Raw genomic sequence first — 22,262 nt, forward strand, 5'->3', positions numbered from 1 at the left:
AGGTCTTAAACCTGTTCTTTTGGTTAGGAGAGAATTTCAGGGAAAAGTTTGGCTAGTATTTTACCTGTAATGATTTGTCCGGGACCCTCATGGCAGTAGGTATGCATATACATGGATGGGTTGAAGTTTAGTTCAATACAGGTACAGTTTGGCTCTGTCCGGCTGGCTTTCTTGCTTCTATCTGGAATAATCAAATCAACACCGCAAGCCCAAGCTCCCATGGCTTTCACCATGTCTGCGGCCAGTTCTTTGTAGGAAGTGTCCATGTCATTGGTAATGTCAATGGAATCGCCCCCTGTTGAAATGTTGGAATTACGCCTTAGATCAACCTGGACACCCTCTGCTAACCGATCATCGGGTGTATAACCTTGTTGTTCGAGCATGAGTAATTCAATGGCACCCAGCTGGATTTTTTCAAGAGGTGAGCGGTGATCTTGGCCGCGGAGAGGATTTTGATTTTTTTGCTCGACGAGCTGTCGGATACTTGAGCGACCATCTCCAACGACATTGGCAGCTACTCGAAGGAGGACAGCCTCGCACTTGCCGTCAAGGACAAAGAAACGGTATTCGGTTCCAGCGATATAGTCTTCAACCAAAAGACTGGTGTCTTCAGCAAAAGCGATATCCAGCGCCTTTTCATAAGCAGGCAGGCTGGCAGCCTCTTCAAAAATGGAAATGCCCAATCCAAAGTTGGTCGATTTTGGTTTGACCACAATGGCCTTGTTTTTAATCAAAGGATAGTAGGCGAGAGCCTCTTGTTTATCCGAAAATTCCGCCCCTGCAGGAACTGGAAAATGTTGCTCGGCAAGGATCTTTTTGGTTACAACCTTGTTGGCCATGGCTAGTGGGATAACATAGTTGTCCTTAGCAGTCATGTTGCCATTTTTGACATATTCAATATGGTCTTGATGCCAAAGTTTAAGGAATTGGTCGCTCTCGTCTAAGATGTCAAAGTGGATTCCTTTTTGGATGGCATCAAAGAGCAGCATCTGAGTGGACAACTCCATTGACTCATACCCCTTAAGGGCGTAAGGTGCTGTCCAGGCCTGGTCTTGATTCTGCTGGCCTTTAAGGCGTCCAAAATCTTCAAGAGAATGATTTTGGATGTGAGGGTACAACCGGCCGGCCACGGTTAATCTGGGGTCAGCGACTTGCTGCTCTATTTGTTGGAGCAGGTCTTGGTAATAGTGAGGTAGGCTGAAGTGCTGGATGACAGCGGCCATAGCCGTTAGAATGTCTTTCAGAGGTGCTTTGTCGGGTAAGGCTTCTAGCGGATGGCTGAGGGCAATCTGATGGTTAAGGTCTTTAGCTGTCTCAAGCTCTTTCGTCACCTGCTGCGGGCTGTCTAGCCACAAGAGAGCTAGAATAAACAGATGGATGGTATCTAGGGTTTCCTGAGAGATGCCTAGATGGTGGAAAGGGTCAAGGTCAAAGGAGCGGCACTCCAGATAGGTCACGCCCTGAGTCAGATAGTCTCGGTTGTGCTTGCTGCCGCGCAGGCGAACGGGAGAGTAAAACTCCTTTTCAGCAATCAAACGGCCATCATTGACGCAATCTTCAATGCTTTGGACATAGGCTTCCAAAGACTCATAGGAAACCTGAACATCAGAGTCGTTGACATAACCCAAATCACTATTACGAATAGAGCGAACGCAGTCGGTCAGGTCCTCTTTTAGAAAGCCCTGCTGGGCAATGGGCGCCGCGCCATAGAGATAGGTCAAAAGCCAATGGTATCTGATAAAATTTTGCGCTAGTTTAAGGTAAAGATCGTTTTTAAAGTGGACCTCTGATGCGTAACCGCTGACCCTAAAGAGATCGGCGATGAAATCCTTGCCCAGTTCAATATTATAATGCACCCCAGACATGGACTGGAGTTTTTTGCCATATTTTTCCGCCAAATAGTGTCGGTAGGACACTTCAAAGGGATCGTCTAGATCAGCAATGCGGATGTCTTCTTCTTCCAATTTTGGCGGCATGGATAAGGGCCAGAGGTATTCTTCCCGGTCCATGCTTCGCTGAGCGACATCTGTAATAGCGGTCAAAAACCGCAGAGCTTCCTTAGAGGATTGAGCCACAGGGGTAATCAGTTCCAACTGGGGCTCACTGTAATCGGTTTGGATATAAGGGTGATAAGACCTGGCACCTAGGCTGACAGGATGAGGGGTTTGAGCGACTGTCTGGCTTTGCTTGCTGATGCGCAGGCTCTCCCTTTCTAGACCGAAAGAAGCCTGTAAAATGGGACTGGTTGGTTCTAATTGCTGAAGCAGTTGATTGATAGTCATGTGGGCACCTACCTTATATTCATAGACTTAGTCTATTATAAAAAAATGGAGAAAACAACTTTTTTGTAACAATCTGGCAGAAATGTCAGGGTTTTAAGGTTGAAAAGCCTTTAGGAGCGTTTTCTTCCCTGTCCTTATCTTGAAAAAAGGCCTGAAATTTCATATAATGGGTTGTAAGGTATGCTTGCAGGTGAGACTCCTGCCATGGCCAAAGAGAAAGGATTTGGGCGGATTGTAAAAGAAGCCCAGTATCACATTATGACTTCAGTTGTTGTAGTAGGAACACAGTGGGGAGACGAAGGTAAGGGGAAAATTACCGACTTTTTGTCTGCCGATGCAGAAGTAATTGCCCGTTATCAAGGTGGTGATAATGCTGGTCATACCATCGTTATTGATGGCAAGACTTTTAAATTACACCTGATTCCGTCAGGGATTTTCTTTCCTCAAAAGATTTCGGTAATTGGAAATGGGGTTGTTGTCAATCCCAAATCGCTTGTCAAAGAGTTAACGTATTTGCATGGCGAGGGGGTCGGAACAGACAATCTCAGAATTTCAGACCGTGCCCATGTCATTCTTCCGTATCACATCAAGCTAGACCAGCTCCAGGAAGATGCCAAAGGTGATAACAAGATTGGAACAACCATCAAAGGAATCGGTCCGGCTTATATGGATAAGGCTGCGCGTGTTGGCATTCGGATTGCGGATTTGCTGGATAGGGATATTTTCGCAGAACGCCTAAAGACCAATTTGGCTGAGAAGAACCGTCTTTTTGAAAAGATGTATGAATCTGACCCAATCGCTTTTGATGATATTTTTGAAGAGTACTATCAGTACGGCCAGGAGATTAAGAAATATGTGACGGATACGTCTGTCATCCTCAATGATGCCCTTGATCAGGGGAAACGTGTCCTCTTTGAAGGAGCTCAGGGAGTTATGCTGGATATTGATCAGGGAACCTATCCTTTTGTTACCTCTTCAAATCCGGTTGCAGGTGGTGTTACCATTGGTTCGGGGGTTGGACCAAGTAAGATTAATAAGGTGGTTGGCGTCTGCAAGGCTTATACTAGCCGTGTGGGCGATGGGCCTTTCCCGACAGAGTTATTCGATGCAGTTGGTGACCGGATTCGTGATATTGGTCATGAGTACGGTACGACAACAGGCCGTCCTCGTCGCGTGGGTTGGTTCGATTCTGTCGTCATGCGTCACAGCCGCCGCGTCTCTGGCATTACCAACCTGTCTCTCAACTCTATCGATGTCCTGTCAGGCCTTGACACGGTTAAAATCTGTGTGGCCTACGATTTAGATGGGAAAAGGATAGACCATTACCCAGCCAGCCTTGAGCAGCTTAAGCGCTGTAAGCCGATTTATGAAGAATTACCAGGTTGGCAGGAAGATATTACAGGAGTACGCAGCCTAGATGCTCTTCCAGAAAATGCTCGCAACTATGTTCGTCGGATTGGTGAACTGGTTGGGGTTCGCATTTCCACCTTCTCAGTAGGACCCGGCCGTGATCAGACCAATATCTTAGAGTCTGTCTGGGCCAATAGTTAAAACATTTTAAAACAGACCGTCAGCTGACGGTCTGTTTTTTGTGATAAGAGAAATTGACTGCAGCCTCTTCTAAGAGGATCTTCTTTTTTTGTTAAACAGTTTGGTATCCAGTAAGAAAATGCCCAAGATGGCGTAGAGCAGCCAAGAGGATTTGGCAACAGAGACATAGCGTTCCTCCCAAATCGGGTTGAATTTCTTTTTGTACTGGTGCAGTCCTTCAAAGGAATAAAAATGGGTTCCGAAATTGTAGAGCAGATAGGCCAGCCGTTCGTGGAGGAAACTTTCCTTGACTTGCCCAACCCCCCACAAGGGTGCCATTCCAAGGTCAAAGTAGGCCAGTCCTTCTTCCTTAAAATGGATAAAAAGAGATAAGAAGAGGTAGTCCATGACCCCATTTGGAATTTTTTTGGCATCGTAGCGCATCAAGTCGATGGAGACGATACCGTTCTGGTGATTGGGCATAATATTGGCAAAGGCAACAATTTCCTGTTCCTTATTTTTAACCAGCGCCAGCGGTGCCTCTTGGAAATAGTCTCTATCAAAGAAACCGAGTGAGAATCTTTTTTCCTGTCTTTTTTCCAGCCATTTGTTTGAAATAGTCTCTAGTTCATCTAATAAGACTTTCGAGTGAGGCTGAGGACTTATTTCAAAGGTGAATCCTTCTTTTTGAACACGGTTGAGAGCGTTTCGGAAAGGCTTGTATTTATTACCTTTAAGATGGAAGCTATCTAAATCAACTAGGGCATTTTCCCCCACTTTCATGAATTCAAAGCCATATTCATGCAAAAAGAGGGTCATATCTTTGCCGATACTGTAAAAGACGAGGTCATAATTGAGGCGATCAGCAGCTTCAATGAAGGCTCTTGTAGCATTTTTAAAGGTTTCCGGATTTCCAGCCGGCTCTCCCATGACAACAGCCTTGTTATTGATAGTTGAAAATTGGAAGGCTGCCTTGTCAAGTCCCTCCTCCTGATACCAGAAGAGACGCTTGTTTTTTATAAAGGCGAGTCCGCTGTCGGCGCTGCCGCCATATTCGCTCAATAAACGCTGGTAGCGATCGTGCTCAAAAGTCTCACCCAATAAAGTTTTACCACCGTAGAGATACCTAACCAGACAGGCATAGGCTAGGGTGACCAAGCTGGTCGCCAGCAGGATATGTTTCCACGTCAAAAAGTAACGAGAGAAGCCAAGGTGCTGATTCATTTCATAGGCTCGGTATGGGAAAATCAGACTGGCAAGGGTGAATAAGATAAAGAGCATGGAGGAAATCAAGATGATATCTTTGGTGCGTCCTTCCCAGGAATAGATAAATTGGGCTTTATAGAGGTGTGTTCGGATAAGGACAGTCCCCAATCCAAGTAAGACAATAGCGAGTGACCATTGCCAACTGATAGATCCAGTATTAATGTACACAAGGGTTGCTGCCAGACCCAAAAACATAAGAGAATAAGCCCTCTTAACCCCATTAGCAATGGCTCTGGCCAGCAGGATAAAGCAAACCCCGATTAAAAGCCCTGGGAATTGCCAGATAAGCTGTTTTTGTAAGGGACCAAAACCGTCTAGCCAGCTGAGATGAGAGATCTTTTCAAAAAAGAGGGTTGAAAAGACAAGTGAGATTCCCAGCCACCTAACAGCGTGTATCATGACACTGTGTAGACTGCTTGAGAGGAGCTCCCTAGGAGCCCCTTGATACCTTTGATTAATCTGATGTCCAAGATGGCGGACAAAGAAATAAATACCGGCAAAGAATGGCAGAATATAATAAGCCAGACGATAGAGTAAGAGCCAGGCAACGACTGTTTCTTTGGGCAAGCCTTCGGCAGCAAAGCCGGTAAACAAGACCAGTTCAAAACTTCCCAACCCGCCAGGGATTAGTGACACAATCCCTGCAGCACAGGCGATACTAAAGAGGGGTAGCGTTTTATAGAAGGGCAAATCAATTCCCATCAGATAGCCAATGATGATAAAAGCAAGCGCCGCACAAGTCCATTCAAAGAGGGAGACAAGACCAAGCTGCAGCCGGATTTTTGCGGGCATATTGCCAAAGTAGTGATTGTTTTTTCTGCCGGAAAACCAATAAATCAGAGGGAAATAAAGGGTTGATGCCAAAAGGATGATATCGTAAAAACGGACACTCCTTGTGACGGGAAAGATCGAAACCAATCCTAGGGAAACAAGGCTGATAAAGGACAGCCCTGAAATAAGATAGGGCAGAAAACGGGTAACTTCCTGCAATTCCCTTTCTTCCTCGCCTTTTTTGCCGTAAAAGGCAAGTCGCAGGCCAATGTCAATAATTCCCCCAAAACCAGTCAGATTATTAAAGGTATTGATACACCAGCTGGTCTGCAGAATATAGGATTTGCTGTGGTTGGTTTTTAGAATCCTGTTGACAATGAAATCATATCCTGTGGTTGGAAAGACGGCCAGCGTGCCGACTAAAAAAATCAGAAAGATATTAAGCCAAGAAATACCTTGCAGCACCTGCCCCAACTCTTTGACCGATATGGTTTGTTTCAGGTGCATTAACTCAACAATGATTAAGACCACGATTGAGGTGAAAAAAATGACCTTAATGATAGGCATAAAAGCCTTCAGTTTCTCAATAATCGTTTTCAAAATAGCCTCCTTATCAAAGAATAAATTCGAAAAATAGAGTGCTAAACGGTTAATCTGCGCACTATCCGTTTTTCAGCTCTTTTTTCCTAAAATCTTGAAAATGATTGAGCTGTTTTTCAGAACAATGCTATTATACCTAAAAATGCAACCGTTTGCCATAATTGTTTTAAAGTTTCATTAAACAAGGGCGACGGAGAATTTTGAACAGATCCTAAAGGATAGTCCAATAGTGAACACTCTTCTGTGTGATTATTGGTCTTTTTGTTCCCTCTTAGGGGGCTTATAATGAATTTGTAGTGAAACCATTCAAATTTTTAAGAAAAGAGGGAAACAAATGAACATTCTTCTCAATGTGCTTAATTGGTTCTCGCAAAATATTTTGCAGAAACCAGCTTTTTTCGTCGGCTTAATTGTGCTGATAGGGTATCTTCTGCTCAAAAAACCTCTGCACGATGTTTTTGCCGGCTTTATCAAAGCAACCGTCGGCTATATGATTTTAGATGTTGCTTCAGCCGGTTTGGTCAATACTTTTCGTCCGGTACTGGTAGCCCTCAATTACAAGTTTAAGGTTGGAGCAGCAGTTATTGATCCTTACTTTGGACTGACGGCAGCCAACACTAAAATTGCAGAGAAATTTCCGGATTTCATCAGTGTAGCGACCTCTGCTCTGCTTGTTGGTTTCTTTGTCAATATCCTACTAGTAGCTCTTCGAAAGGTAACCAAAATTCGGACTTTGTTTATTACCGGTCATATTATGGTACAGCAAGCTGCTACCGTTAGTTTGATGGTAATTGCCTTGATACCTTTTTTCCGGATGTCGCTTTTAAGCGGTATTCTTGCCGTTGGCATTATTTGTGGACTCTACTGGGCAGTCAGTTCAAATATGACGGTGGAACCAACGCAGAGGCTGACGGGCGGTGGCGGTTTTGCAATCGGCCATCAACAGCAGTTCGCCATCTGGTTTGCGGATAAGATTGCTCCAAAACTTGGTAAAAAAGAGGAAAATCTCGACAATATTAAATTACCAGCTTTCTTAAATATTTTTCACGATACAGTTGTTGCATCAGCAACCCTGATGTTAATCTTCTTTGGTGCTATCCTAGCTATTCTAGGGCCAGATATTATGGCAATGAAGCAATTCCTCTTTGATGGTTCTGGGAATCCTCTCCCAGTTGCCGGCGCTGTTATTGATGCCGTTAAGGGGACTCTGACGCTTGAATCAGGGGAGGTTTTTAACAAGGGTTACTATAGCGTTATTGCCAATGGCGCGATCTTTGATGCAACGAAACAGGCTTTTCCAATGTATGTCCTCCAGACGGCTTTAACTTTCTCTGTTTACCTCTTTATTTTGATGCAGGGGGTACGGATGTTCGTCGCTGAGCTGACAAATGCCTTCCAAGGGATCTCTAATAAGTTACTGCCAGGTTCATTTCCAGCGGTGGATGTGGCAGCATCCTACGGTTTTGGCTCCCCCAGTGCGGTCCTCTTCGGGTTTGCAGCAGGTCTTATCGGTCAGTTAATCACGATTGTTTTACTGATTGTTTTCAAAAATCCGGTGCTTATTATTACAGGATTTGTGCCTGTCTTCTTTGACAATGCTGCTATTGCGGTTTATGCCGATAAACGGGGAGGCTGGAAAGCTGCTTTGCTTCTCTCCTTCCTTTCAGGGATTCTTCAAGTTGCGCTAGGAGCTGTAGCAGTCAGTCTTTTAGGTCTGGCCAACTATGGTGGTTATCATGGCAATATTGATTTTGAGTTTCCATGGGTACCGTTTGCTTATTTATTCAAGTATCTTGGTGTTATTGGCTATGGCTTAGTGGCGGTCTTCTTACTGGCTATTCCTCAGATTCAGTTTGCTAAAGCAAAAGACAAAGAAGCCTACTATCGAGGAGAAGTTCAGTCTGATTAATTTGAGTGATTAAAATCTTTTAAAACAGGAGGAAATTAAAATGGTTAAAGTACTTACAGCTTGCGGTAACGGTATGGGTTCGTCAATGGTAATCAAAATGAAAGTGGAAAATGCCCTCCGCCAATTGGGAGTGGCAAATATCGAGTCTGCTTCCTGTTCAGTTGGTGAAGCGAAGGGACTGGCTTCGGGATATGATATTGTTGTTGCTTCAAAGCATCTTATCCCAGAATTAGAGGGCAGAACAACTGGTCATTTGGTTGGTCTTGATAATCTGATGGATGATAATGAAATCAAAACAAAATTGCAGGCAATTTTATAAGGAAAAGTGGGTGCTTTCAAAACCTTGAAGGCGCTCGCTCTTTAAGATAGGAAAGGATAAGACATAATGAACCTAGCAAGAGCTTTTAAAGAAAATCACTCGATCCGTCTTGGCCTGACGGCTAGGGATTGGAAAGAAGCTATCAAATTATCGGTTGTTCCCTTAATTGAGTCAGGGGCAGTTAAAGAAGTGTATTATGATGCGATCATTGAATCAACAGAAGAATATGGACCTTATTATATTCTCATGCCTGGAATGGCTATGCCACACGCACGCCCAGAGGCAGGTGTCCTGAGAGATGCTTTTTCTTTAGTAACCTTGACAGAGCCTGTGATTTTTCCTGATGGAAAAGAAGTGAGTGTTCTGCTTGCTTTGGCCGCAACCAGCGCAGATATTCATACCTCTGTCGCTATTCCGCAAATTATTGCCCTTTTCGAGTTGGAAAATATTATCCAGCGCTTAGTGAAAGCTGAAAACGAAGAAGCTGTCATGGCCCTAGTTGAAGAATCTAAAAGCAGCCCTTACTTGGAGGGCTTGGATTTAGACAGTTAATGGATTGCAGAGATACAGAAAGAAGGAAAGATAAGATGGCAAAACATGTACCAAATCTACAAGTTGCACTAGATCATTCAGATTTAAAAGGTGCTGTATCGGCAGCTGTTTCAGTAGGCAAGGAGGTTGATGTGATTGAAGCTGGGACAGTCTGCCTGCTGCAAGTCGGCAGCGAATTGGTCGAGGTCCTTCGCAGCCTTTTCCCAGATAAAATTATTGTGGCAGACACGAAATGTGCTGATGCTGGGGGGACGGTTGCTAAGAACAATGCGAGCCGTGGCGCTGACTGGATGACCTGTATCTGCTGTGCTACGATTCCAACCATGGCGGCAGCCCGCAAGGCTATCGAAGAAGTGCGCGGAGACCGCGGTGAAGTTCAAATTGAACTCTACGGTGACTGGACTTACGAACAAGCACAGCAGTGGCTGGATGCCGGTATTTCACAAGCCATCTACCATCAATCACGTGATGCCCTTCTTGCGGGGGAGACGTGGGGAGAAAAAGACCTTAACAAGGTTAGAAAATTGATTGAGATGGGCTTTCGTGTGTCTGTAACAGGCGGGCTCAGTGTTGAGACGTTAAAACTCTTTGAAGGAGTGGATGTTTTTACCTTTATTGCTGGCCGCGGTATCACAGAAGCTGCTGATCCAGCTGCAGCAGCGCGTGCATTTAAAGACGAAATTAGACGCATTTGGGGGTAGGCTATGACTCGTCCAATTGGTATCTATGAAAAGGCAACACCCAAACATTTCACATGGTTAGAACGTCTCAACTTTGCCAAAGACATGGGCTTTGATTTTGTGGAATTGTCTATTGATGAGAGCGATGAGCGTTTGGCGCGTTTGGAGTGGTCTAAGGCAGAACGTTTGGAACTGGTCAAGGCTATTTTTGAGACAGGTGTGCGCATTCCGACCATCACCTTTAGTGGGCATCGTCGTTACCCGATGGGCTCCAATGATTCTGTGAAAGAGGCCAGAGCGCTGGACATGATGGAAAAATGTATTGAATTTGCGCAGGATATCGGTGTCCGCAACATCCAGTTGGCTGGCTATGACGTTTATTATGAAGAAAAATCACCGGAAACACGTGCCCGTTTTATTAAAAATTTACGCCAGGCCTGTACTTGGGCTGAGGAGGCGCAGGTGATTTTATCGGTTGAGATCATGGATGATCCTTTTATCAATTCTATTGAGAAATACTTGGCTATTGAAAAAGAAATTGACTCTCCTTATCTCTTTGTCTATCCAGATACGGGAAATATTTCCGCTTGGGGCAATGACCTCTGGAGTGAATTTTATATTGGACACAAGTCGATTGCAGCGCTGCATTTAAAAGACACTTATGCGGTGACAGAAAAGTGTCGCGGTCAATTTCGCGATGTTCCCTTTGGTCAGGGTTGTGTGGATTGGGAAGCCATGTTTGGTGTTCTCAAGAAAACGCATTATAATGGGCCATTCTTAATTGAAATGTGGTCCGAAAATTGTCAAACAGTAGAAGAAACAAGGGCTGCTATCAAAGAAGCGCAAGATTTCCTCTACCCTTTAATTGAGAAAGCGGGGTTGAATTAAACATGGTAAAGTCATTAACAGAAATGCGCAGGCGTGTCTGTGATGCCAATAAATCACTTCCAGCATATGGACTCGTCAAATTTACTTGGGGGAATGTCTCCGAGGTAGATCGTGAAGCAGGACTTCTTGTGATTAAACCGTCCGGTGTTGACTATGATCAATTAACCCCTGAAAATATGGTGGTGACCGATCTTGACGGCAATATTGTTGAGGGTGAGCTTAACCCGTCATCTGATCTGCCAACCCACGTTGAACTTTATAAGGCTTGGCCAGAAATTGGCGGTATTGTTCATACGCACTCCACAGAGGCTGTTGGCTGGGCACAGGCTGGTCGAGATATTCCTTTCTATGGAACAACGCATGCGGATTATTTTTATGGGCCGGTACCCTGTGCCCGCTCATTGACAGCGGATGAAGTTAATGCTGCTTACGAAAAAGAAACTGGTACGGTAATCATTGAAGAATTTACCAACCGCGGTCTTGATCCAGTAGCTGTTCCTGCTATTGTTGTCCGTAATCATGGTCCATTTACTTGGGGTAAAGATCCAGCACAGGCAGTTTACCACGCGGTTGTGCTTGAAGAAGTGGCAAAAATGAATCGTTTTACGGAACAAATTAACCCACGGGTTGATTCAGCGCCTAAGTACATTATGGATAAACACTATCTTCGTAAACATGGTCCAAATGCTTACTATGGTCAGAAAGGCAGCGACCATTAACATCAAAAAAGAGGGTGCGGCTGGCATCCTTTTTTGGCAGAAGTCTGTGCTATAATGGGAGGACACCCACATTTCAAAGGAGAAAAAATGATTATTCTCGATCGAAATAGTTATGATTTGCTTTCTTACGTGATTAAACTAGATAAACCAGAGACGGTTATGGCCATTTCGAGAGTTTTAGGACAGTCAAGGCGAAAGGTTTACTACCATTTGGATAAAATTAATGAAGCACTCCCAGCAAAGGTGCCTAAAATTATCAGCTATCCTAGAGTTGGTATTCTGTTGTCTGACTGTCAAAAAGAAGCTTGTCGAGATTTGCTGGCTGATTTGGATGATTATTCGTATGTCATGAGCGTGGCTGAACGGATGTTGCTGTCTGTACTCTATATCGCCATTTCAGACAAGCGGGTGACCATCGAAAAGTTAATGAAACTAAATGATGTTTCTCGCAATACCATCCTAAATGATCTCAATGATATTCGTCAGTCTTTGGATGAAGAACCTCTCAATATTACGCTTCAAGTTACTAAATCGCGCGGCTATTATCTGGAGTGCCATCCGCTGACGAAAATACAATTTTTAAATAAGCTGCTTCATGACACTTACCGCAATCATACAACTAATTTTGTGCTGCTCATTCGAAGCAAATTGGCGCAGTTTGCAGATACGTCTCTCTATTTTTCAGAGGCTTTGCTTGATTTTCTCACCCAACAACTGCAAAGTTCCCCAAAAATCCTCGGGAAGAAAATCAACCCTAAAGATATTCAGTTAATGGCAGAAACCTTACCCTATCATCTCTTGGGTTACCGCAATTTACACCTATCTGAGACAGAAAAAATGGACTTGCGGCGAGAATTTTATTTAATTCGTCAGCGAAAAGAGTTTGAATTTGCTCAAGATATTGTGGCTAAACTTGAGAAAAAGTTTACGTTTGTCTTAGATGATATTGAAACGTCTTTAATGACAGTGCTGCTCTTATCTTACCGTAAAGATAAGGACAGTCACTTAGAGAGCCATGATTATGATGAGATGCGAAAGACGATCAAAACGTTTGTTTCTTACTTGGAGACCACTTATCAAATTCGCTTTAAACACAGACAAAGTTTGCTTAACCAGCTCCTTACCCATTGCAAAGCGCTGATTTTTCGAAAAACCTTTGGGATTTTGGCAAACAATCCCTTGACCGAACAGATTAAAGAGAAATATGCTGCTATTTTTAATATGATGAAATCTTCCGTTGGCATTCTGGAGGAAGCTTGGTATATCAAGATGAATGACGACGATATTGCTTACCTTGCCGTTCATATTGGGGGAGAACTGCGACACAATGAAGGTAAACCAACGGCACCGGCAAAGCTTGTTTTGGTAAGCGATGACGGTATAGGAATGCAAAAACTCTTAATCCAGCAATGTCAGAAATATCTGCCTCATAGTAACATTGAAGCAGTGCTGACAACGGAACAGTTTTTAAGTGTTCGAGATATCCTTGATGCCAATCTCATTCTGTCAACCAATGACCACTTAGAGACAGACTTCCCTGCCCTTTTTGTGCATTCTATTTTGACGGATGATGATATCATCAAACTTATCCGCTTCGCGAAACAACACAGCCAATCTGGCCATGATGACTTTACGCAGAAACTAGAACACTTTATTCACCAGTATGTCAAAGATGAAAAGGACTGCTATGTTCTTAAAAATAAAATTGAACGCCTTATTAATGAAGAACTTTTGTATGATAGAGAGTTAGGGGTGGATGATGGTGCTGCTGGATAGGTTTCAATAGATCCCCCTAACAGCCCAACTGTGAACACAGGGATGTGTTTTATTTGGTCTTTTCTATTCGTATACCTGCTATTATACTGATAATGTAAACGATTATCAAAATAGCAGGAGGATAGCTGAATGGCAACTATTAAAGACATCACCCGTGAATCTTGGATTCTGTCAACTTTCCCAGAATGGGGAACTTGGCTAAATGAGGAAATTGAAGAGACCCGAGTTCCAGAAAATAATTTTTCCATGTGGTGGTTAGGCAACTGTGGTATTTGGATTAAAACGCCAGGCGGTGCCAATGTGGTTATGGATCTTTGGTCCAGCCGTGGAAAATCCACCAAAAAAGTCAAAGACATGGTTCGCGGCCATCAGATGGCCAATATGGCTGGTGTCCGTAAGCTACAGCCTAACTTGCGTGTCCAGCCGATGGTGATTGATCCATTTGCGATTAAGGAATTAGACTACTATCTTGTGTCCCACTTTCATAGCGATCATATTGATATCAATACGGCTGCTGCCATTATCAATAATCCAGAACTGGAGCATGTGAAATTTGTCGGCCCTTATGAATGTGGAGAAATTTGGAAGAAATGGGGAGTTCCTGAAGACAGGATTATCGTGATTCAGCCTGGGGAGTCTTTTGCCTTTAAAGACATTAAAGTAACAGCTGTTGAGTCCTTTGACCGTACCTGCTTGGTGACCCTTCCTGTTCAAGGTGCTGAGGATCAAGAGGGTGAATTAAAAGGACTTGCTGTGACAGATGAAGAGATGGCGCGTAAAGCGGTGAATTATATCTTTGAGACACCAGGGGGAACGGTTTATCATGGCGCCGATTCTCATTTTTCAAATTATTTTGCCAAGCACGGTAAGGACTTCGATATTGATGTAGCCATTAATAATTACGGAGATAACCCAGTCGGTATCCAAGATAAAATGACGTCTATTGATCTTCTTCGGATGGCAGAAAATCTCCGTGCCAAAGTGATTATCCCTGTTCATTATGATATTTGGTCGAATTTTATGGCGTCAACAGATGAAATCCTTACTCTGTGGAAAATGCGCAAGGAGCGTCTTCAATATCAATTCCATCCGTTCATCTGGGAGGTTGGAGGCCAGTATACTTATCCGCAAGACAAGGATAGAATAGAGTATCATCATCCTCGCGGGTTTGAGGATTGTTTTGATCACGATTCCAATATTCAGTTTAAAGCTCTGCTCTAGCCACCAGAGGAAAAATCCCTGTTTTGGTACTGACCAGTCGATATCCGCATGTCTTTTTCTGAGCTGCGGATATTTTTAAAACATTTTCGGCGCTGATTAGCAAATGAGCAAGCTGCAGTTGAAAGGAATGCTTTCTGCCTGTCTTCTGGAACAAGCCCGTCTTTTATGCTAAAATAGAACTAGTAACTAAAAAGGAGAAAAATATGTCAGAGTTGTCCATTAATGCCATTCGTTTCCTAGGTGTGGATGCCATTGAAAAATCAAAATCAGGTCATCCTGGGATTGTTATGGGGGCAGCCCCAATGGCTTATAGTCTCTATAGCCAGCATCTCAGGATCAATCCTAAAGATCCTCATTGGATTAACCGCGACCGCTTTATTTTATCGGCAGGTCACGGGTCTATGTTGCTTTATGCCCTTCTGCATTTATCTGGTTTTGAAGAGATGACCCTTGATGAGATTAAGAATTTCCGTCAATGGGGCTCTAAAACACCAGGACATCCCGAGTTTGGCCATACAGCCGGTGTTGATGGAACAACAGGACCCTTGGGTCAGGGGATTTCAACGGCTGTTGGTTTTGCGCAGGCAGAGCGCTATCTAGCGGCAAAATACAATAAGGAAAACTTCACGATTTTTGACCACTATACCTATGTTATCTGTGGTGACGGCGATTTGATGGAGGGAGTCTCCGGTGAAGCAGCTTCTTATGCTGGCCAGCAAAAACTGGACAAGTTAATCGTTCTTTATGATTCAAATGACATTAACCTAGATGGTCCAACGTCTGAAACCTTTACAGAAAATGTACGTGCGCGCTACGAGGCCTACGGCTGGCAAACACAATTGGTTGAAGACGGTACCGATGTGGCTGCCATTTCTAGAGCTATCGAAGCAGCAAAACAGTCAGGCCAGCCATCCCTGATTGAGGTTAAAACCGTCATTGGTTTTGGTTCGCCTAATAAGGCAGGGTCAAATGCAGCGCATGGAGCCCCGCTTGGTCCAGACGAAGCAGCTGCAACTCGGAAGGCGCTTGGCTGGGATTACGCACCTTTTGAAATTCCGCAAGCGGTCTACGACGATTTTAGAGAGCAGGTGGCTGATCGTGGTCAGTCTGCCTATGCGTCTTGGCAGCAGCTTGTTGCAGACTATCAAGCTGCTTACCCAGAGCTGGCCCGTGAGGTAGATGCGATCATTGCAAGTCGTGATGCCGTTGAGATTAAGGAAGCGGACTTTCCTGTCTATGACAATGGCTTTTCACAAGCAACACGCAATTCAAGTCAAGATGCTATCAATGCGGCAGCAGCTGTTCTACCGAACTTTTTAGGCGGTTCTGCCGACTTGGCGCATTCTAACATGACTTTGATTAAGGAGGATGGCCTGCAAGATGCGGAGCATCCGCTGAATCGTAATATCCAATTCGGTGTCCGCGAGTTTGCCATGGGAGCGATTTTAAACGGTATGGCTCTTCATGGAGGACTTCGCGTTTACGGCGGTACTTTCTTTGTTTTCTCTGATTATCTGAAAGCAGCTATCCGCCTGTCTGCCCTCCAAGGTTTGCCAGTAACTTATGTCTTTACACATGATTCCATTGCGGTTGGTGAAGACGGTCCAACTCATGAGCCAATCGAACACTTGGCTGGTTTGCGGGCAATCCCGAACCTGACAGTGATTCGTCCGGCAGATGCGCGTGAGACGCAGGCGGCTTGGTATGAGGCGCTGACCAGCAAGGACCGTCCGACAGCTCTTGTTTTGACCCGCCAAAATCTTGAGGTTGAAGAAGGCTCTAGCTTTACAGCAGTTTCCAAAGGAGCTTACGTGACTTATGAGACCGGTCCAGATTTTGATACGATTCTATTAGCTTCCGGATCAGAAGTTAATCTGGCGGTCAAGGCAGCTAAGGCTTTGGCTCAAAAAGGCGGAAAAATCCGAGTTGTCTCTGTACCATCAACAGAACTCTTTGACCAGCAAGAAGAAAGCTACAAAGAAGAAATCTTACCGAATAAAATTCGCCGCCGTTTAGCAATTGAAATGGCAGCCAGTCAGCCGTGGTATAAGTATGTCGGTCTTGATGGCAAGGTGATGGGCATTGACCGTTTTGGTGCATCGGCACCCGCTGCGGAAGTCATTGACAATTACGGCTTTACGGTTGATCAAATCATACAGTTGGTAGACAGTTTATCATGATTTCCTGAAAAAGGATTGCTTGAGCAATCCTTTTTTTCTATGGACTGCTAAATGCCAGCTAAATCAGTTGTCTGCCAAAAAGTTTTAAGTTAATATTAAGCTAGCTCAATTATCCTAAGCTTAGTAAAAAAGAAATGAGAGATGATTATGAAGCGCAAAAAAATAGTAGGCTTGTTAATTGCCTTTGTAGCAGCAATGGCGGCCTTAATCAATGGCTATCTTCTGTTTTTCAGAAACAACAGTCAAAAGGAGGTTTCAACCAATACCAGTCAAGAGAGCAGCAGTTCTAGTTCGAGCACCACGGCAGCTTCTAGTACAAGGTCTGACAGCTCCTCGTCTGATTTAAAAGACGGAACGTATACCGGAGCTTCCACCAGTACCAAGTGGGGAGATGTGCAGGTACAAATTACTGTTAAATCTGGTAAAATTACGGCTATTGATGTCCTAAAATCGCCCGATACTGAGAATAAATCCATAATGATCAATGAAGAGGCGTTGCCAACTTATAAAAGTGAGGCACTTGCGGCTCAAAGTGCTGAGATCGATCAAGTATCAGGCGCAACGGAGACCTATAATGGCTTTACGGGCTCTCTTCAAAGTGCCATTACACAGGCAGAGACAGGAACTAGCACTTCATGACCGATCATCATAAACAGCACCGCCTGATTAAGGCAATGACCTTACCATTTACAGTTTCGCTGGCGATTACAGATAAGGAGCTGGGAAATCGTCTTTTAGATCAGCAGACCCCCTTGATTGAGCAGGAGTTGAAACGGATCGAAGAGGACTATTCTGCCTTTAAAGAAACCTCATTGGTTTCCCGTTTTCAGACTGGTGATAAATCGCCTTTGCTGACTAATCCTGAGTTTCAGTCGATTTACGCCAGTGTCAGTGCTGCTAAATTAGAGACAGGCGGTCTTTTTGACCCCTATTATCAGGGAGTTTATGACCCGACAGGCTATGTCAAGGGCTGGGCTGTTGAGAAGTGTTTCAAAGACTACCTGACGCCTCTTCTGAGATATGAGGAGGTCTTAGGGATTTGTCTCAACGGCGGTGGGGATATGCAGTTTGCTTCTAAGGCGTTCAGTGATTTTTACTGGACGATTGGGATTGAGCACCCCGATCAGTTGGATAGCCTCTGTGCTCGTTTTGAAATAGCGAATGGTGCGGTCGCAACCTCTGGTTTCAGCAAGCGCGGCCGCCATGTCTTGCAAAGGAAGGACAGCCAACTGAAGCAGGTCAGTATCATAGGACAGGACCTTTCCGTTGCCGATGTTTGGGCAACAGCGGGATTGGCTGCAAGAGCTCAGGAACTGAATCAGCTGATCAAGATGCACTCGCTTAGCGGTGTTTACGTTACAGATGCTGAAACCGTATTTTTTGAACATGGAGAATTAAAATAATGTTAAAGAAACATTCCTATGCCCTAGGTCTGGTGTGGCTGGTTGCCATTTTTGTGCTGCCCATGCCTTTCCTTTATACATTAAGCAGTGGCTTGCCAGCTATCTACAACAGGATGGCCTTGCCCATTATGCTAGGTGTTATTGCTTATGTCTGGATGCTGTTAGTTATCTATATTGGAACTAAGCCCAAATGGTTAGACCGCTTAATTGGTCTTCCTCATGCTTATATGCTGCATGGCATCTTGAGTTTGGCAGCTCTTGTTCTTGCTTTTTTTCATAAGGAAGGCAGCCCTTCTTCCGGTTTAATTAAGCTAACCGGAGATTATGCCTTTAATCTCTTTTTGGGACTGGCTCTTTATTCAATGATTTTTATGGCCGGCTGGCTGACCAGTCGGGTGCCATTCTTGGAACGTCTTAAAAAACGTCTGGAGCGCCTATTTAAGCATGAAATTTCGGTGTGGCTGCACCGCCTTAATCTTTTGGCAACACTTTTAATCTTTATTCATGTTCAGCTGATTGATTACATTGTCGCCATTAAGCCGTTTATGCTGCTGTTTTGGCTGGCTAGTGTCGGAGTCGTAGCTTCTTATTTGTGGGCGAAATTCAAACCGAAATCGGAAGGTATCCGAGCACGGCTGGTTGGAAACCATGCCATTGCTGAAAATATTCGTGAATTGGTTATTCGTTTGCCTGAGAAAGCCAAGCTCCAGCTCAGATCAGGTGACTATGTCTTTATCTCCTTTCCGCATCTGAAAGGAATGGGAGAGCCCCATCCTTTCTCACTGGTTAATAGCCCAAAGACGGGAGATCCGCTGATTCTGGCCATTAGGGGAGACGGGGATTTTACCCGCGCCTTAGCCAATATTCAGCAGCCGACAGATGTGTATGTGGATGGTGGCTTTGGTCTTTATCAGTCAGTCATTGACGATAATCAGGCCAAAGAGTTGATGATTGTGGGCGGAGGAATTGGTGTTGTCCCGCTCCTGTCAGTGGTTGAAGGCAATCCGGATTTAAAAACGCAGTTTTTCTACACCATCAAAGAGGGCTCATCCTTTATCTATGCCGATAAATTCAGAGAATGGGATAAGCGGCCACAATTTACGTCCCATCGTCAGGTTGGTCGGTTTAGTGATGCCTATATCCTGGAACATCTTCCTGAAGAAAGAGAAAACTTGGTCGTTCTTCTGGGAGGGCCAATCAGTATGGGCCGGCATTGGCAAAAGATTTTCAAGGAAGCCGGTTTAAGGTCGGATCAAATTTACTTTGAAGAATTTTCTTGGTAGGAAGCGTGAGTAAGCTGGAGAGATCTCTCCGGCTTTTTCTTAGCCTTTCCCAAGAGCTTTTTAGGCAGCCTGTGTTATAATAGTCTCATGACAAACAAGAAGAAATTATTATTGATTGACGGTTCTTCCGTTGCTTTCCGTGCCTTTTTTGCGCTTTACCAGCAGCTTGATCGCTTTAAAAATAAGTCAGGGCTCCATACCAATGCTATTTATGGTTTCCACCTGATGTTGGATCATATTATGAAACGCGTTGAGCCTACTCATATTTTAGTAGCTTTTGATGCGGGCAAGACCACCTTCCGAACAGAAATGTTTAAGGATTACAAGGCAGGCCGCGCTAAAACACCTGATGAATTTCGAGAGCAGCTGCCTCACATTCGTGAGATGCTGACGGCTCTTGGAGTGCCTTTCTATGATTTAGAGAATTATGAGGCAGATGACATCATCGGTACTTTGGACAAGATGGCTGAGGACGGCGACCAGTACGAGGTGACCATTGTCAGCGGCGACAAAGATTTGATTCAGCTGACGGACAGCAATACAGTCGTTGAAATCTCTAAAAAAGGTGTGGCAGAATTTGAAGAATTTACCCCTACCTATCTCATGGAAAAAATGGGGCTGACACCAGAGCAGTTTATTGATTTAAAGGCTTTGATGGGAGATAAGTCGGATAATATTCCTGGGGTCACTAAAATTGGGGAAAAAACAGGCCTAAAACTGCTGCACGAGTACGGCAGTCTTCAAGGAATTTACGATCATATTGACAGCTTTAAGGCTTCCAAGATGAAAGAAAATCTCATCAATGACCGAGAGCAGGCTTTCTTATCCAAAACCTTGGCGACCATCAACACTCAGGCGCCGATTACTATCGGTCTGGATGATATTGTTTATCACGGGCCTCAACTGGAAACATTGGCGCAGTTCTATGATGAGATGGATTTCAAACAGCTCCGTTCTCAGATGGATATGCCGAAAGAAAGCCAGTCCTTTGAGGTCAGTTATCAGGAAGTTGAACAAGTCACACCGGCTATGTTTACAGAGGATGACTTTTTCTACTTTGAAATCCTCAATGACAACTACCATGTGGCGCCGATTATTGGTTTTGCCTGGGGAAACAGCGACACCATCTACGCCAGCACAGATTTAAGTCTGTTGAAACAAGAGGCGTTCAAAGAGGCCTTGACCAAGCCAATCAAAACCTATGATTTTAAGCGGACCAAAGTGTTATTGAGCCATCTGAATCAGGAGCTCCCATCAGCCCGATTTGACAGCCGTCTGGCAAAATACTTGCTGTCAACCGTTGAGAACAATGAACTATCGACGATTGCCAGACTTTATACCGACCTGCCTCTTCCAGCAGATGATGAGGTGTATGGCAAGGGCGCTAAGCGGGCAATTCCGGATAAGGATACCTTGCTGGCCCATCTGGCGAAAAAGGTCAGTGTCCTTTTAGCCAGTGAAGAGCCGATGAGAGAGGCCCTGTCTGCCAATAATCAGGATGCGCTTCTTTTTGAAATGGAGCTGCCTTTGGCCAATGTCTTAGCCAAGATGGAAATTGCAGGCATTTCGGTTCAAAAAGAAAGTCTCAAGGAGATGCAGTCGGAAAATGAAGCTGTTCTGGAGCGGCTGACCAAGGACATCTACGAACTGGCAGGTGAAAGTTTTAACATCAATTCCCCCAAGCAACTAGGCCAGATTCTTTTCGAAAAACTCCAGCTGCCTTTATGGGCCACGAAAAAAACGAAAACAGGCTATTCAACAGCTGTCGATGTGTTGGAAAAACTGGCGCCCATATCGCCTCTGGTGTCTAAAATTTTGGAATACCGCCAGATTGCTAAATTGCAGTCAACCTATGTAATTGGCCTGCAGGATTATATTCTGGATGACGGCAAAATCCATACCCGCTACGTTCAGGATTTGACTCAGACAGGGCGCCTGTCAAGTATTGACCCGAACTTGCAGAATATCCCAGTCCGTCTGGAACAGGGACGCTTGATTCGCAAAGCTTTTGTTCCAGAATGGCAAGACAGTCTGCTCTTAAGTTCCGATTATTCACAAATCGAACTGCGGGTTCTAGCTCATATCTCAGGAGATCAACACCTGATTGCTGCTTTCAGAGAAGGTGCCGATATTCATACCTCAACTGCCATGCGTGTTTTTGGGATTGACAAGCCAGAAGAGGTCACGCCCAATGACCGCCGTAATGCTAAGGCAGTCAACTTTGGAATTGTCTATGGCATTTCGGACTACGGTCTCTCGAATAATCTAGGGATTACGCGCAAACAGGCCAAAACCTATATTGATACTTACTTTGAACGCTATCCGGGCATCAAAAATTATATGGAAAGCGTTGTGCGTGAAGCAAGGGATAAGGGATATGTAGAGACCCTCTTTCATCGCCGCCGTGAATTGCCGGATATCAATTCCCGTAATTTCAATATTCGCTCCTTTGCTGAGCGGACTGCTATCAACTCCCCAATCCAGGGAAGTGCTGCTGATATTTTAAAAGTTGCCATGATTAATCTCGATAAGGCACTGACGAAAGAAGGTCTTCGAGCACGGATGCTGCTGCAAGTGCACGACGAGATTGTTCTTGAAGTACCGGAGGCAGAACTTGAACAAGTCAAAGCCCTCGTGACGAAAACCATGGAAAATGCTATTGAGTTAGCGGTGCCTTTAGTGGCAGATGAAAATGCCGGAGCGACTTGGTACGAAGCGAAATAAGAGAGGCATTCGAAACAAAGGTGTCAGGCGACTATTCGTTGATCGGGTCACTTATAGAAGCCGGCTGCTAATACAGGCCTATCCAATTGAGGAGGCGGGACAAGATCGACGGTCTAGAACATCATCGATTGTCTCCCTCTTTTTTGTTATAATAAGGGT

16 protein-coding genes are annotated in these 22,262 nt (G+C 44.5%); 14 read left to right on the top strand and 2 right to left on the bottom strand.

Translation table 11 applies throughout. The features are described 5' to 3' along the window. Window positions 1–23 precede the first annotated feature (23 nt). On the bottom strand, window positions 24–2,282 hold the full coding sequence (gshAB, locus tag A3GY_RS0106155) for a bifunctional glutamate--cysteine ligase GshA/glutathione synthetase GshB (RefSeq protein WP_018030541.1): 2,259 nt from the start codon (window positions 2,280–2,282) through the stop codon (window positions 24–26). A 258-nt stretch (window positions 2,283–2,540) separates the two neighbouring features. Between gshAB and A3GY_RS0106160 the strand changes: the two genes are divergently transcribed. Then, complete coding sequence (locus A3GY_RS0106160) at window positions 2,541–3,833, top strand: adenylosuccinate synthase (RefSeq protein WP_026161956.1); 1,293 nt, start codon at window positions 2,541–2,543, stop codon at window positions 3,831–3,833. Between the two features lie 69 nt (window positions 3,834–3,902). Here A3GY_RS0106160 and mprF read toward each other — a convergent pair whose 3' ends face one another. Further along, window positions 3,903–6,449 (bottom strand): bifunctional lysylphosphatidylglycerol flippase/synthetase MprF, encoded by a 2,547-nt coding sequence (mprF, locus tag A3GY_RS0106165; protein WP_018030543.1) that lies wholly within the window; start codon window positions 6,447–6,449, stop codon window positions 3,903–3,905. A 334-nt stretch (window positions 6,450–6,783) separates the two neighbouring features. Here mprF and A3GY_RS0106170 point away from each other — a divergent pair, with 334 nt between their 5' ends. The 13 genes from A3GY_RS0106170 (at window position 6,784) to polA (ending at window position 22,103) form a co-directional block, all read left to right on the top strand. Further along, the gene (locus A3GY_RS0106170) at window positions 6,784–8,358 is read left to right on the top strand and encodes a PTS sugar transporter subunit IIC (RefSeq protein WP_018030544.1); all 1,575 of its coding nucleotides are present in this window, start codon (window positions 6,784–6,786) and stop codon (window positions 8,356–8,358) included. Between the two features lie 40 nt (window positions 8,359–8,398). Beyond that, window positions 8,399–8,677: a PTS sugar transporter subunit IIB gene (locus A3GY_RS0106175; protein ID WP_018030545.1), complete on the top strand. Its 279-nt coding sequence runs from the start codon at window positions 8,399–8,401 to the stop codon at window positions 8,675–8,677. Window positions 8,678–8,743: 66 nt separating this feature from the next. Next, window positions 8,744–9,229: a PTS sugar transporter subunit IIA gene (locus tag A3GY_RS0106180; protein ID WP_018030546.1), complete on the top strand. Its 486-nt coding sequence runs from the start codon at window positions 8,744–8,746 to the stop codon at window positions 9,227–9,229. 35 nt (window positions 9,230–9,264) lie between these two features. Further along, complete coding sequence (locus A3GY_RS0106185) at window positions 9,265–9,930, top strand: 3-keto-L-gulonate-6-phosphate decarboxylase UlaD (RefSeq protein WP_018030547.1); 666 nt, start codon at window positions 9,265–9,267, stop codon at window positions 9,928–9,930. Window positions 9,931–9,933: 3 nt separating this feature from the next. Beyond that, a complete protein-coding gene (locus tag A3GY_RS0106190; protein ID WP_018030548.1) occupies window positions 9,934–10,797 on the top strand; it encodes an L-ribulose-5-phosphate 3-epimerase in 864 nt (287 codons plus the stop codon). A 2-nt stretch (window positions 10,798–10,799) separates the two neighbouring features. Continuing rightward, window positions 10,800–11,516 (top strand): L-ribulose-5-phosphate 4-epimerase, encoded by a 717-nt coding sequence (locus A3GY_RS0106195; protein ID WP_018030549.1) that lies wholly within the window; start codon window positions 10,800–10,802, stop codon window positions 11,514–11,516. A gap of 87 nt (window positions 11,517–11,603) precedes the next feature. Further along, on the top strand, window positions 11,604–13,292 hold the full coding sequence (locus A3GY_RS0106200; RefSeq protein WP_018030550.1) for a BglG family transcription antiterminator: 1,689 nt from the start codon (window positions 11,604–11,606) through the stop codon (window positions 13,290–13,292). Between the two features lie 129 nt (window positions 13,293–13,421). Continuing rightward, window positions 13,422–14,513, top strand: coding sequence for an L-ascorbate 6-phosphate lactonase (gene ulaG, locus A3GY_RS0106205; RefSeq protein ID WP_018030551.1), 1,092 nt, complete (start codon window positions 13,422–13,424; stop codon window positions 14,511–14,513). A gap of 203 nt (window positions 14,514–14,716) precedes the next feature. Then, a complete protein-coding gene (tkt, locus tag A3GY_RS0106210) occupies window positions 14,717–16,693 on the top strand; it encodes a transketolase (protein WP_018030552.1) in 1,977 nt (658 codons plus the stop codon). Window positions 16,694–16,840: 147 nt separating this feature from the next. Further along, window positions 16,841–17,332 (top strand): FMN-binding protein, encoded by a 492-nt coding sequence (locus A3GY_RS0106215; RefSeq protein ID WP_018030553.1) that lies wholly within the window; start codon window positions 16,841–16,843, stop codon window positions 17,330–17,332. Continuing rightward, window positions 17,329–18,096: an FAD:protein FMN transferase gene (locus A3GY_RS0106220; protein WP_018030554.1), complete on the top strand. Its 768-nt coding sequence runs from the start codon at window positions 17,329–17,331 to the stop codon at window positions 18,094–18,096. Before A3GY_RS0106215 ends, A3GY_RS0106220 begins: the two co-directional genes overlap by 4 nt. Next, window positions 18,096–19,379 carry a ferric reductase-like transmembrane domain-containing protein gene (locus A3GY_RS0106225; protein ID WP_018030555.1) on the top strand — a complete coding sequence of 428 codons (1,284 nt, stop codon included), beginning with the start codon at window positions 18,096–18,098 and terminating at the stop codon, window positions 19,377–19,379. Before A3GY_RS0106220 ends, A3GY_RS0106225 begins: the two co-directional genes overlap by 1 nt. An 87-nt stretch (window positions 19,380–19,466) precedes the next feature. Then, a complete protein-coding gene (gene polA, locus A3GY_RS0106230; protein WP_026161957.1) occupies window positions 19,467–22,103 on the top strand; it encodes a DNA polymerase I in 2,637 nt (878 codons plus the stop codon). Window positions 22,104–22,262: the final 159 nt, after the last annotated feature.

Source organism: Streptococcus ferus DSM 20646 (assembly GCF_000372425.1).
GTDB lineage: Bacteria > Bacillota > Bacilli > Lactobacillales > Streptococcaceae > Streptococcus > Streptococcus ferus.

Bases quoted from the DNA above. Each gene is read 5' to 3' on its own strand.
- gshAB (WP_018030541.1), bottom strand. From the start codon at position 2,282: ATGACTATCAATCAACTGCTTCAGCAATTAGAACCAACCAGTCCCATT.
- A3GY_RS0106160 (WP_026161956.1), top strand. From the start codon at position 2,541: ATGACTTCAGTTGTTGTAGTAGGAACACAGTGGGGAGACGAAGGTAAG.
- A3GY_RS0106170 (WP_018030544.1), top strand. From the start codon at position 6,784: ATGAACATTCTTCTCAATGTGCTTAATTGGTTCTCGCAAAATATTTTG.
- A3GY_RS0106175 (WP_018030545.1), top strand. From the start codon at position 8,399: ATGGTTAAAGTACTTACAGCTTGCGGTAACGGTATGGGTTCGTCAATG.
- A3GY_RS0106180 (WP_018030546.1), top strand. From the start codon at position 8,744: ATGAACCTAGCAAGAGCTTTTAAAGAAAATCACTCGATCCGTCTTGGC.
- A3GY_RS0106185 (WP_018030547.1), top strand. From the start codon at position 9,265: ATGGCAAAACATGTACCAAATCTACAAGTTGCACTAGATCATTCAGAT.
- A3GY_RS0106190 (WP_018030548.1), top strand. From the start codon at position 9,934: ATGACTCGTCCAATTGGTATCTATGAAAAGGCAACACCCAAACATTTC.
- A3GY_RS0106195 (WP_018030549.1), top strand. From the start codon at position 10,800: ATGGTAAAGTCATTAACAGAAATGCGCAGGCGTGTCTGTGATGCCAAT.
- A3GY_RS0106200 (WP_018030550.1), top strand. From the start codon at position 11,604: ATGATTATTCTCGATCGAAATAGTTATGATTTGCTTTCTTACGTGATT.
- ulaG (WP_018030551.1), top strand. From the start codon at position 13,422: ATGGCAACTATTAAAGACATCACCCGTGAATCTTGGATTCTGTCAACT.
- tkt (WP_018030552.1), top strand. From the start codon at position 14,717: ATGTCAGAGTTGTCCATTAATGCCATTCGTTTCCTAGGTGTGGATGCC.
- A3GY_RS0106215 (WP_018030553.1), top strand. From the start codon at position 16,841: ATGAAGCGCAAAAAAATAGTAGGCTTGTTAATTGCCTTTGTAGCAGCA.
- A3GY_RS0106220 (WP_018030554.1), top strand. From the start codon at position 17,329: ATGACCGATCATCATAAACAGCACCGCCTGATTAAGGCAATGACCTTA.
- A3GY_RS0106225 (WP_018030555.1), top strand. From the start codon at position 18,096: ATGTTAAAGAAACATTCCTATGCCCTAGGTCTGGTGTGGCTGGTTGCC.
- polA (WP_026161957.1), top strand. From the start codon at position 19,467: ATGACAAACAAGAAGAAATTATTATTGATTGACGGTTCTTCCGTTGCT.